The organism is Streptomyces sp. CLV115 (assembly GCF_038448545.1).
GTDB classification, from domain to species: Bacteria; Actinomycetota; Actinomycetes; order Streptomycetales; family Streptomycetaceae; genus Streptomyces; species Streptomyces sanglieri.
Genome location: NZ_JBCEWQ010000216.1, coordinates 1 through 11,604 on the forward strand (window position 1 = coordinate 1; position 11,604 = coordinate 11,604).

Below are 11,604 nucleotides of genomic sequence, written 5' to 3' on the forward strand. Positions count from 1 at the left end.
GCCGCACCCGTACCGCAGGCCCCCACCCCCGCCGCAGCCGCCTCCGCGGCCGGCACCGGTGACCACGAGGACGTCCCGCACACCCGGATGCGCCGGGCCATCGCCAGGCGGCTCACCGAGAGCAAGCAGCACACCCCGCACTTCTACCTGCGCGCGAGCTGCGCGGTCGACGAGCTGCTCGCCCTGCGGCAGCGGATCAACGCCGTCAGCCCGGTCAAGATCTCGGTCAACGACCTGCTGATCAAGGCCGTCGCCACGGCGCACACCCAGGTGCCGGAGATGAACGCGGTGTGGCAGCCGGACGCCGTCCGCCGGTTCCGGACCGTCGACGTCTCGGTCGCCATCGCCACCGACACGGGCCTGGTGACGCCGGTGCTGCGCGGGATCGAGAACCTGTCGGTGTCGGCGATCGCCACGCGGACCCGTGCGTTCGCGGAGCGGGCGCGCTCCGGGGGCCTGGCCCCCGCCGATCTCGAAGGCGGCTCGATCACCGTTTCGAACCTCGGCATGTACGGGGTCGAGGAGTTCGCCGCCATCATCAACCCGCCGCAGGCCTCGATCCTGGCCATCGGCGCCGCACGCGACGAGGCGGTGGTCCGCGACGGTGCGGTCGTCGCGGCGAAGGTGCTCGGCGTGGTCCTGTCCGTGGACCACCGTCCGGTGGACGGCGCCGTGGCCGCTCGCTGGCTCGCGGCCTTCACCGAGGCCGTGGAGAACCCGGTCCGGCTCGTCGTCTGAACCCGTCCCGGCGGCCGGGCGGCCCGCGGCACCACCGCCGCAGCCCGCCCGGCCCGGTCCAGCCCCCAAGTCCTGTCGTCCCCAACTGACGGCTGCCAGAGCACCCCAAGAGGACACCGATGTCTTTGATCCGCGGTTCCCGCACGCCAAGTGCGGCCACACCACACGAAACCCCGCGCGATGCGCTCGGCGAGCTGGACCAGCGCAATCTGCGGCGGCTGATGCCGCTGCTGCTGGCCGCCTACATCATGTCGTTCCTGGACCGGACCAACATCGGCCTGGCCAAGGAACGTCTGGAGGTCGACCTCGGCATCTCCGCCGCGGCCTACGGGCTGGGCGCGGGACTGTTCTTCCTCACCTACGCGATCTCCGAGGTCCCCAGCAACCTCATCATGTACCGGGTGGGCGCCCGCTGGTGGATCACCCGGATCATGCTGACCTGGGGCGTCATCTCCGCCTGCATGGCCTTCGTGCAGGGCGAGAAGTCCTTCTACGCCATGCGGCTGCTGCTCGGCGCCGCCGAGGCAGGGCTGCTGCCGGGCATCCTGCTCTACTTCACCTACTGGTTCCGCTCCGAGACCCGCGGCCGCGCCATCGGGCTGCTCCTGCTCGGCGCCTCCATCGCCAGCGTCGTCGGAAACCCGCTCGGCGGGCTGCTCATGGAGATGGACGGACTCGGCGGCTGGCACGGCTGGCAGTGGATGTTCGTCATCGAGGGGATCCCCTGCCTCTTCCTGGCCGTCGCCATCTTCCGGTACCTGCCCGACGGCCCGGCCAAGGCGCCCTGGCTGACGGCGGACGAGGCCCGACTGGTCCAGGACGCGGTCACCCGCGAGCAGACCGAGGGTTCCGAGGCGGCCAGCAACGGCTCCGGATCCGGCTCGCTGCTGACGGTGCTGCGCGACAAGCAGATGCTGCTGGCCATCTTCGCCAACTGGACGCACCAGGTCGCCCTGTACTCCGTCGTCTACTTCCTGCCCGGAATCATCGGCGGCTGGGGCGATCTCTCCCCGTTCACCATCGGCCTGCTGACCGGCCTGCCCTGGCTCACCGCGGCCGTCGGCGCCGTACTGGTCCCGCCCCGCGCGACCACGCCCCGGCGCTCCCGCAACTTCGTGGTGGTCGGCCTGCTGATGATGTTCACCGGCCTCATCGTCGCCGCCGTCGCCGGTCCCGTGATCGCCCTGCTCGGCTTCTGCTTCACCGGCCTGGCGTTCTTCGTCGTCCAGCCGCTGCTGTTCAACTTCCCCGCCACCCGGCTCTCGGGCAAGACCCTCGCCGGTGGGCTGGCGCTGCTCAACACGATCGGCATCACCGGCGGCTTCGTCGGCCCGTACATCATGGGCTACGCCGAGGACGCCACCGGCAACCACCTGTCCGGCCTGTGGGTCTCCATCGTCCTGCTGGCCCTCGGCGCACTCGCGGCCACGCGACTGCGCTTCTCCCCGAAGTCCTGACACAAGCCGGCGTCGGCGTCCCCTGCCGGGGCGCCGGCGCCGGCCCCATGTGCGACCGCCCCGCCCGGACTCCCGGGCCCGTCAGGGGGTTTCACCCCCGGGGCAGGTCCAGCTCGAACCAGACCACCTTGCCTCCGGAGACATCCGCCGCGCCCCACCGCTGCGCCAGCGCGCTGACGACGTGCAGCCCGCGGCCGGTTTCGTCGGTGGACCGGACCCAGCGTTCCCGGGGCATCTGCGTCGAGTCGTCGCCGACCTCGCAGCGCAGCGAATCGGTCCGCAACAGCCTCATGCTCACCGGCCGTTCCGCGTACCGCACGGCGTTCGTCACGATCTCGCTCACCAGGAGCTCGGCCGAGTCCGAGAGCTCCGCCAGCCCCCAGCCGGCCAACGTCCGCCGCACCAGCCGCCTGGCCCGCCCCGGAGACCCGTGCACCGGCTCCAGGAACCAGTGCGCCACGTCGCCCGGCGCGATCCCGTCGAACCGGGTCGCGAGAATCACGATGTCGTCGTCCCGGTCCCCCGGGCCGACCATGTGCAGCACGTCGTCGCAGAGGGCCTCCAGCGACGGGGCGTGGTCCGGGCCGGTCAGCCGTGCCGCGGCCGCCATCCGTTCCCTGAGCTGCTCGATGCCCATCCAGATGTCCCGCAGCCGGGACTCCACCAGACCGTCGGTGTACTGAAGCAGTGTGGCGCCCGGGGGCGCGTCCAGCTCCACGGCCTCGAAGTCCACCCCGCCCACCCCGACCGGGGGTCCGGGCGGCACCCGCAGCACCTCCGCTCGGCCGCCCGGATGCAGCAGCACGGGCGGCGGATGCCCGGCGTTGGCAATGGTGATCCGGTGCGCGACCGGATCGTAGACCGCGCACTGGCAGGTCGCCATCCGGTCGTCGCCCAGGCGCCGCGCCTGCTCGTCGAGCCGTCGCAGCACCTCCTGGGGCGGCAGGTCGAGGCCGACGAGGGTCTGCACGGTGGTGTGCAGCTGGCCCATGATCGCCGCGGAGGTCAAGGAGTGGCCCATGACGTCGCCGACGACCAGGGCGACCCGGCTGCCGGGCAGCGGGATCGCGTCGTACCAGTCGCCACCGATCCGGGCCGTCTCGGCGGCCGGCAGATAACGGGAGGCGAGCCCGACGCCGGGCGGCTGCGGAAGCGAGCTCGGCAGCATCGCCCGTTGCAGCTCCCCCGCGATGTACGCCTCACGCCCGTACAGCACGGCCTTGTCCAGGGAGAGCGCCGTGTGCGTGACCAACTGGGCCGCGACCAGCAGGTCGTTCGGATCAAAACTCGACCGTTCGTTCCCGCGCAGGAAGACCGCGACCCCGATGACCCGGCGCCGGCCGCGCAGCGGGGCGAGGATCGCCCGGTGCCCGTTGGGCAGCGGGTGGCCGGCGCCCAGCAGCCAGGACAGTGCGTCCCGGCCGGCGTCCGAGCCGCCGAGGAGCGGGCGCACCCCGCGCAACACCTCCGCGAGTGCGCTGCCCGGAGGCACCGGGCGCAGCACGGCGGGATCGGTGTCGGGTGCGAGGTGCCCGTCGCTCCGTTCCGGGCGCAGCCGGTCGATGCGGCGCAGCCGCAGCATGAACGGGGAGGCCGGTCGTTCGTCGCCCACCGGGAGCGGGTCGCGCAGATACACGAAGATCTCGTCGGAGAAGGACGGGACGGTCGCACGGCACAGCCCGAGCACGATCTCGTCCGGATCCATGCCGCGGGCGATCCGCCGGGTCGCGGCTCCGACGAATCGCATCGAGTCGTCCGCCCGTCGCAGCTCGACCTCGCTGCCGGGTCCGTCGCCGCTGGTCATGGGGTTGTTCGGGGTTGTGCGGAACAACTCGTCGCCGACGGGGGCGGACCGGGGGTCGTGGTGGTCCCCGCCGCGGACGGCCTGCCCCGGGATGACGGAACCGGTGTGCTCCGTCCCGGCGTTCCGCGATCTGCTCCAGCCCATGTCCTCGGCCGCCTCCTGCACGGCCTCGTGTTCCCGGTCGAGCACGTCACGGGCCTTGCGCAGGGTGGCGTCGACCTGATCGAGCGCGGCGTCGTCGGCGCTACCGGACAGCGGGCCGGGAATCTGCAGGGCGGCTCCTGGGCGGGGCTGCCCGCCGGGCGCGGAGACGCTCCTGAGTTCACGGAGTTCGTCCTCCAGCGCCTCGATACGGCGGGCGGCGTGATCGGCCACCCGCTGCGCCGTGTCCCGTTCGGCCTCGGCCCGGCCGAGCTGTGAGCGGAGGTCCTCCGCCTGCCGTACGGCGCGTTCGAGACGGTTCTCCGCCAGCTCCACATCGCCGGGGAACGAGTCGTCCGCGCCGCGCAGAGCGTCCAACCGCCTGGTGAGCTGGGCGACTTGCGCCTGCGTCTGGCCGAGCAGCGCGAAGAGCACCGTGGCCACCTGGAGGGCTTGCTGCCTGGCCTGCTCACTGACCTCGAAGGCCTGCCGGACACGGTTGAGATCCTCCAGCGCGGCGATCGTGCGCTGCTGGGCCTCGACGAGCTCGTGGGCCGGGACGGAAGGATTCCCGTCGGCGGTGACGGGTGTGGGAGCGGTCCGGGCGGCGCTCCACAGCGGTTGCAGCCGCGCCAGCCGCTCGGCGGCCCGCGGTCCGGACTCGTCGGGGAAACAGACATCGGCGACGGCTTCGACGAGATCCCAGGTCAGGGCGACCCCGGCAAGCTGTTCACGCAGCTTGCGCAGATCGGGAACCGCACCGGAACGGAAGTGCTCGGCGGTCAATCGGTCACGCAGTTGGGCCACCGACACGTTGGAGGTGTCGAGCCAGGTCCGCAGGGCGTGCACGAGATCGTTGATCTCCTTGCACGATCCCCGTGCGGGCGCCCAGGGCCGGCCGGGCCGCTTCAAAGTCCCCACGTCACCTCTCTCGGACCGAGTTGTTCCCCGGACAACCCCGTGTTGTCACGTGGACAACATCCAACCCGCTCGGCCGCCCCTCGTGCAGGTGGATGGTTGTTTCGTGCCGTGCGAATGCCCGCCCGCACGAAGCAGACGAGCTCGAAGGCGTCGAAGGAGGAGTTGCTGTGAACCCCACCCATACGGCGATGCTGCTCATGGCAGTCGCGCTGGCGGTGATGTCCGCCTGCCTCGTGGCGGGGATCGCGTTCGCCGTCGCCCGCTGGGGCGGCGCCCCGGCGCCCGAGGCCGTCGCGAGGTCGGGCAGGGCGTTCGCCACGGCCCTGACCGTCATCAGCGCGGTGGCGGCAGTGGTGGTGACCGTGCTGAAGTAGGTGGAGAGTTGGCTACGGTGTACGCGAACACCGATGTCGCACCGACCCTCCAGAGGGATTGTTCTCCAGCTTGAAGCACGATAGAGGAACCATCGTCCGCGAGCCGCGAGCCGCGAGCCGCGAGCCGCGAGCCGCGAGCCGCGAGCCGCGAGCCACGAGCCACGAGCCACGAGCCACGCGACCGGGGGTAGCGTCTTGGGGTGGCCATGCACGCTAGGCAGCCCCTCCGCGTTCCCGTCGGGCCGGATGCTCTGAGATGGAGCACGTTTCGTCGCGAGAAGACCCTGGTCGTGGCCGCCCGCACCGTCACCTCGACCGCGCGGGTCCTTGAATGTCTGCCCGCACTGCTGCGCGGTGACAGCCGGGTGGCCGTCGTCTTCGCCTACGACTCCACCTCCGCCTTCAGCGACGGGGTGCTCGACCTGCTCCACGACTCGGGGTGCCGGGTGATGTCGTGGGAGCAGCTGGCCGACGCCGCTCCCGATCTCATCGTCTCCGCGAGTGAGAACATCGATGTACCGGACGGGGACTGTCCCGTTCTGGTGCTGCCCCACGGGATCGGCTTCCAGAAGCACGTACCGGACTCACGGGCCCCGCGCAGCCGCCTGTCCGGCGTGGTGCCGGACCGGCTGCTGGAGTCCGGACGGGCCTGGCTCGCCATTTCGCATCCGGGCCAGGAGGAGCAGTTGCTCGCCACCCATCCGAAGGCGGCCGGACACACGCTGCTTGTCGGCGACCCGTGCTTCGACGAGCTGCTCGTCAGCCTGGATCAGGCCGGGAGCTACCGGGCCGCACTGGGCGTGCCGGACGGGCGACAACTCGTGGTGCTCAGTTCCACCTGGGGTCCCACCTCCCTGATCGGGCAGCACCCCGATCTCCCGGCCCGTCTGCTCGCCGCGCTGCCGTACGACGAATTCCGGGTCGCCGCGATCATCCACCCCAACGTCTGGTCAGGGCACGGCGCCTGGCAGATCCGCACCGCACTGGCAGCCGCACTGGACGCGGGGCTGGTCCTGATTCCCCCCGTCCACGCCTGGCGGCCGGCACTCGTGGCCGCGGACGCCGTCATCGGCGACCACGGTTCGGTGACCCTGTACGGTGCGGCTCTGGGCAAGCCGGTGCTGCTCGCCGCGTTCGGGAGCGATGCCGTGCCGGGTACGGCCGCGGACCGTCTCGGACGGGCCGCACCCCGGCTCGGTCCGCCGGGCGACATGGCCGAGCAGATCAGGACCACCGTCGCCGAACACACCTGCGACCGCTACCGCACGATCGCCGAGCAGGCCTTCGCCCGGCCGGGGCAGGCTCTCCACCAACTGCGCACCGCGCTCTACCGGTTGATGGGTCTGGCCGAGCCGTCACCCGGTGTCCCGCCCCGACTGACACTGCCCGCGCCAGAGGAGACGCTTCCCCCGGTCTCCTCCTGGACCGTGGCGACCACGGCCACGTTCCACGACGAGGAAGGACCGACCGTGGCCGTGCGGCGCCACCCCGCGGCGGTGTCCGGCACGGAACGCGAGGACCCGCGGGCCTTCACCCACCTGGCCTGTGACGAGCGGGAACGGGACCGGCGCCTGGTCGAGAGCGCGTCGGTCCTGTTCCGGCGCACTGCCCTCCCGACGGCCGCCGAGGCCCTGCGCTGGATCGGGGAAACGCTGCGCCGGTGTCCGGGCTGCCGCCTCGCGGCCGTTGCTCTGGACGGGGGCGGCTGCCTGGTGGGGCTGCGCGACGGACGGATCGTCGAGGCGGCGGTCACCGGCCCCGCAGTCGATCCCGGTCTGCCGGCCGCGACCGTCTACACCCTGCTGCGCGCGGGGGCGGCGCTGGACGACGCCATGGTGACATTGCGCATCGGTGAGCTGCGCAACGAGGACGTCTCCCTCCGGTTGCGCCCGGATGTCCCGCTCGGCCCGTTCGGCTGAGGACGTCCGTCGCTCAGCCCGTCCCACCCGTCTCTTCGAGCCGTCGGCGCAGCACTTCGGCCTGCGGGCTGCAGCCCGCCTCGTAGATCTCCAGGGCCCGCGTCAGGTCGGCCCGTACCGCTTCGGGACCGGCGGCCGAGCGCTCCCTGATTCCGGCCAGGGCCACCAGGGCCTGGGCCTCGTAGTGCGTCGCCCGCTGCTCCCGCAGGGCTCGGGCGGCCTCGCTCAGCGAGCGGATCGCCGCTTCGTGCTCCCCGAGACGGTCGTGGGCGAGACCAATGGCCGCCAGCACCCGCGCCGCCATTCGCGGATCGTTCCGCGCGGTCAGTTCCGCGTGCGCCCCTCGCAGAGTGACCAGGGCCTCGTCGTGGTCACCGGCGGCGTCCTGGGCGCTGCCGAGGAAATAGGCCGCGATGGCGGCGCCACGCCCTTCGTTCGCCGCGGTGCTGAGCTCAAGCGCACTGCGGTAGGCGTCCATGGCGCGGGAGAGGTCGTAGTGTTCCCAGTACCGTCCCGAGAACTCCTGCACGGAGGCCCGCACCACGAGGTCTCCCGACACCTCGGCGCATGCCGCGGCGGATTCCAGCTCCCGTCGTGCTGCCTCGTGCTCGCCCTGGTCCATCAGCGGGCGGGACAGAAGACTGCGCAGCCGTGCCTCGGCGGCCGGTTCCAGCGCGGCGGCCGCGGGCGCCGCCCCCCCGTCCCCCCCCCCCCCCCCGCCCCCAGTTCGAGCGACTCCCGCCAGTCACCGAGATGCCGGTGGTGGAAGAACAACACGGTGAACGCCTCGGCCAGCTGCCACACCTCGGTCCGGAGGGTCTCCTCACGAACAGCGGCCCGCAGCACGTCCAGGATGTTGCGGTGTTCCGCTTCCAGCCAGTCGAGAGGCGCCGGGCCCCCTGTGGTCCCGAACGGGTCGGGGGCCGCGCTCAACAGCGTCGTGAGATCCGCGATCCGCAGCCGGTCCTGCCTGATCGACCGGTCCGCGAGTGCGGTGAGAGCCAGGTAGTGCGTCGTCACCCGCCCCAGCAGGGCGAGCCGTTCGCCGGCCGGCTCCTCGGCGGCGGCACGCTCCCGGGCATGGAGACGTACCAGGTCGTGGAAGCGGTGCCGGCCGTCCCCGGTCGATTCGAGAAGGCTCGCCGATACGAGCGCCCTCAGCATCGTTCCGGTGCTCGATGTGTCGATGCCGGCCGCGACCGCGGCGACGCCCACGTCGAAGGTGGTACTCGGCAGCCAGCCCAGGAGCCGGTACAGCCGGGCCGTGTCCGGGGGAAGTTCCCGGTAGCCGAGATCGAGCACAGCGGACATCGACCGCTCCTCTCCGAGGGACATTCCCGCCAGGCGACCTGACTCGTCGGCAAGCTCGTCGGCCAGGGCCGCCGGGGTCAGCCCGGGGCTGGTCAGCAGCCGGGCCGCCACGATGTGCAGGGCCACCGGCAGGCCCCCGCACAGCTCCACCAGCCGTTCGGCCGACTCCCGGTCCGCCGCGACGGCCTCCTCGCCGCAGCGTTCGGTCAGCAGCTCCAGCCCGCTGTCCCGGCCCAGAGGCCGCACCGGCATCAGCCGCGCACCGTCCAGTGCCAGCTCCCCGAGCAGACCGCCGCTCGTGACCAGCAGGGCGCTGCCCTCACCCTTGGGGATCAGGGAGGCCGCCTGGGCCGGCTGGCTCACATTGTCGAGGACCACGAGCAGCCGCCGGCCCGATGAACGCGACCGGAACAGCCTTGTCCGGTCGGCGAGCGACGCGGGGATGGTCGACTCGTCGACTCCCAGGGACCTGAGGCACCGGCGAACGGCCTCGGACACGTCCCCGCCCTCCGGCTCTTCCCGCAGCGCCGCGAAATCGACGTAGATCTGACCGTCGGGGAACAGCTCCCGTTTCTCGTCCGCCCAGTGCGACACCAGCGCGGTCTTGCCCACGCCGGACATGCCGTACAGGGCTCCGAACCCGACTTTCACCGACCGCGGGCGTCCCGTTCCCAGCCAGGCGTCGAGCTCCGCCAGACGCTTCGAGCGATTGACGAACGGGAACGGGAGCGGCGGAACCTCGTCCGGCCTGATGTCCGGCCCGACACCGGGCTGTGCCTGGACGTTGAAGGTGATTCCGCCATGGATCCGCTGGGCCTGGATGCTCGTGCCGTGGACCTCCCCGGACAGGTCGTTGCTGACGTACGTGGATTCCCGGCGGGCGCCGGGTTCCTCACTCTGCACGTTCTTCCCTAACCGTGAAAAGTCAGTCCGCCGGACACGCTCTGTCCCTGGATGACCTGGGAGTTCTGGCTGTCCCCGCTGAAGTTGTTGTTGATCGTCACAGTCGACACGGCTTCCGGTCGAGGGGCGATCTCGTCCAGCAGCACCCGCAGTTCCTGTGCGGCCGCCGGGTCCGCGCGCAGTGCCCGGCGCATCCTGAGCCGCCACTCGTCCTCGATGTCCGCCGCCACGTCCGGATCCTCGCCGTCGCGGGCCGCGACGAGCTCCTCCCGGGACGCGTCGAGTTCCTCGTCCACGTCATCGGTCGCCCCGCCCCGCGCGAGGAATCGCGCCATTCGCTCCCGGGTCTGCGCCCAGGCGTCCGAGACCATGTGACCGACCAAGGCCGTCGCACCCGACGCCGCCAGTGCCGCCAACTCCGCTTCCACGATGCCCCCGTCGTCTCGCCGTCGCGCCATGCGCGTGTGAAGTCACTTCTACCGTAGAGAGCGGACGAGTACTTCGGAAGCGGGCCCGGGCACGGCGCATCGGAAAACCGGCCGGAGCACGGCATGGTGGGCACGCGCACTCCGGGCGGCAGAACTGTGGTGTCCCGCCACATACGCCCCCCACCTGCCCCTTCCTACGGTATGGCGACGCACACCCGTCCCCGCCGACCGTCCGGAAGTGGTACCCATGGCCGCCCCAGCAAGCTCTCCGCCAGCCCCGTCGAATCTCAGGCGCATCGTCGCCGCGAGCCTCGTCGGAACCACCATCGAGTGGTACGACTTCTTCCTGTACGGGTCAGCCGCCGCGCTGGTCTTCAACAAGTTGTTCTTCCCCGAGTCCGATCCGCTCGTCGGGACTCTCCTGTCCTTCCTCACCTACGCGGTCGGTTTCGCCGCCCGGCCGCTCGGTGCCCTGGTGTTCGGGCACTACGGCGACCGGCTCGGGCGCAAGAAGCTGCTGGTGCTCAGTCTGCTGATGATGGGCGGGGCGACGTTCGCGATCGGGCTGCTGCCGACGCATGCCACGGTCGGGGCCGCCGCGCCCGTACTGCTCACCGTCCTGCGGCTGGTGCAGGGCTTCGCACTCGGAGGCGAGTGGGGCGGGGCGGTGCTGCTGGTCTCGGAGCACGGGGACGCGGAGCGCCGCGGCTTCTGGGCCTCCTGGCCTCAGACGGGCGCGCCGGCCGGGCAGTTGCTCGCCACCGGGGTGCTGTCCGCGCTCACCGCACTGATGTCGGAATCCGCCTTCGGCGCGTGGGGCTGGCGCATCCCCTTCCTGCTCTCCGGTGTCCTGGTGGTCATCGGTCTGTGGATTCGCCTCTCTGTCGATGAATCCCCGGTCTTCAAGGCCGCGATGGCGCAGGCCGAGGAGCGCCGATCGGCTGCCGGGACGGCCGAGAAGATGCCGCTCGTCGCCGTGCTGCGGCATCACTGGCGCGATGTGCTGATCGCCATGGGCGCCAGGATGGCGGAGAACATCAGCTACTACGTGATCACGGCGTTCGTGCTCGTCTACGCGACCACGGCGGCGGATCTGAGCAAGCAGACGGCGCTCAACGCGGTACTCATCGCCTCGGCGGTCCACTTCGCGGTCATTCCGATGTGGGGTGCGCTCTCCGACCGGGTCGGGCGCAGGCCGGTCTACCTGGTCGGCGCGATCGGTGTCGGGCTGTGGACGTTCCCGTTCTTCGCGCTGATCGACACACGGAACTTCGGCAGTCTGCTGCTCGCGGTCACCGTGGGGCTCTTCTTCCACGGCGCGATGTACGCGCCGCAGGCGGCCTTCTTCTCCGAGATGTTCGCGACCCGGATGCGGTACTCGGGCGCTTCGATCGGCGCGCAGTTCTCCTCGGTCGCGGCCGGCGCCCCGGCGCCGCTCATCGCCACGGCGCTGCTCGCGGACTTCGACAGCTCGGTGCCCATCTCGCTGTACGTGATCGCCGCGGCGCTCATCACCGTGCTCGCGGTCGGGTGCGCCAGGGAGACCCGGCACCGGGATCTCACGGACATCGAGAGCGCCTCGGCCGCCCCGGACGCGTCCCGGGCGCT

9 protein-coding genes are annotated in these 11,604 nt (G+C 71.6%); 5 read left to right on the forward strand and 4 right to left on the reverse strand.

Annotated features, from left to right (window positions below):
• Together AADR41_RS38690 and AADR41_RS38695 are read left to right on the forward strand one after the other, a co-directional pair.
• A partial coding sequence (locus tag AADR41_RS38690; protein ID WP_342286888.1) for a 2-oxo acid dehydrogenase subunit E2 occupies window positions 1-738 on the forward strand: 738 nt, incomplete at its 5' end.
• A 119-nt stretch (window positions 739-857) separates the two neighbouring features.
• Window positions 858-2,195 (forward strand): MFS transporter, encoded by a 1,338-nt coding sequence (locus AADR41_RS38695; protein WP_342286889.1) that lies wholly within the window; start codon window positions 858-860, stop codon window positions 2,193-2,195.
• Window positions 2,196-2,286: 91 nt separating this feature from the next.
• Here the strand turns inward: AADR41_RS38695 and AADR41_RS38700 are convergent, their stop codons facing one another.
• Window positions 2,287-4,143: an ATP-binding SpoIIE family protein phosphatase gene (locus tag AADR41_RS38700; RefSeq protein ID WP_342286895.1), complete on the reverse strand. Its 1,857-nt coding sequence runs from the start codon at window positions 4,141-4,143 to the stop codon at window positions 2,287-2,289.
• Between the two features lie 1,085 nt (window positions 4,144-5,228).
• On the opposite strand from AADR41_RS38700, the gene AADR41_RS38705 reads away from it, so the two are divergent.
• Window positions 5,229-5,435, forward strand: a complete 207-nt coding sequence (locus AADR41_RS38705) for a hypothetical protein (protein ID WP_342286890.1) — start codon at window positions 5,229-5,231, stop codon at window positions 5,433-5,435.
• A gap of 206 nt (window positions 5,436-5,641) precedes the next feature.
• Window positions 5,642-7,354: a hypothetical protein gene (locus AADR41_RS38710; protein ID WP_342286898.1), complete on the forward strand. Its 1,713-nt coding sequence runs from the start codon at window positions 5,642-5,644 to the stop codon at window positions 7,352-7,354.
• A 13-nt stretch (window positions 7,355-7,367) separates the two neighbouring features.
• On the opposite strand, the gene AADR41_RS38715 is transcribed toward AADR41_RS38710, so the two are convergent.
• From AADR41_RS38715 to AADR41_RS38725, 3 genes are read right to left on the reverse strand one after another with little or no spacing between them, the layout of a single operon-like run.
• Window positions 7,368-7,976: a hypothetical protein gene (locus AADR41_RS38715; RefSeq protein ID WP_342286891.1), complete on the reverse strand. Its 609-nt coding sequence runs from the start codon at window positions 7,974-7,976 to the stop codon at window positions 7,368-7,370.
• Window positions 7,976-9,568, reverse strand: coding sequence for an NB-ARC domain-containing protein (locus tag AADR41_RS38720; RefSeq protein ID WP_342286893.1), 1,593 nt, complete (start codon window positions 9,566-9,568; stop codon window positions 7,976-7,978). The genes AADR41_RS38715 and AADR41_RS38720 overlap by 1 nt, the downstream gene beginning before the upstream one ends.
• 8 nt (window positions 9,569-9,576) lie before the next feature.
• Window positions 9,577-9,996, reverse strand: coding sequence for a hypothetical protein (locus AADR41_RS38725; protein ID WP_342286899.1), 420 nt, complete (start codon window positions 9,994-9,996; stop codon window positions 9,577-9,579).
• Between the two features lie 247 nt (window positions 9,997-10,243).
• Here AADR41_RS38725 and AADR41_RS38730 point away from each other — a divergent pair.
• Window positions 10,244-11,604 (forward strand): MFS transporter (locus tag AADR41_RS38730; protein ID WP_342286894.1); only part of this gene is annotated, 1,361 nt, incomplete at its 3' end.

Coding starts and splice junctions, on each gene's coding strand:
- AADR41_RS38695 (WP_342286889.1), top strand. CDS start 858: ATGTCTTTGATCCGCGGTTCCCGCACGCCAAGTGCGGCCACACCACAC.
- AADR41_RS38700 (WP_342286895.1), bottom strand. CDS start 4,143: ATGGGCTGGAGCAGATCGCGGAACGCCGGGACGGAGCACACCGGTTCC.
- AADR41_RS38710 (WP_342286898.1), top strand. CDS start 5,642: ATGCACGCTAGGCAGCCCCTCCGCGTTCCCGTCGGGCCGGATGCTCTG.
- AADR41_RS38715 (WP_342286891.1), bottom strand. CDS start 7,976: ATGGACCAGGGCGAGCACGAGGCAGCACGACGGGAGCTGGAATCCGCC.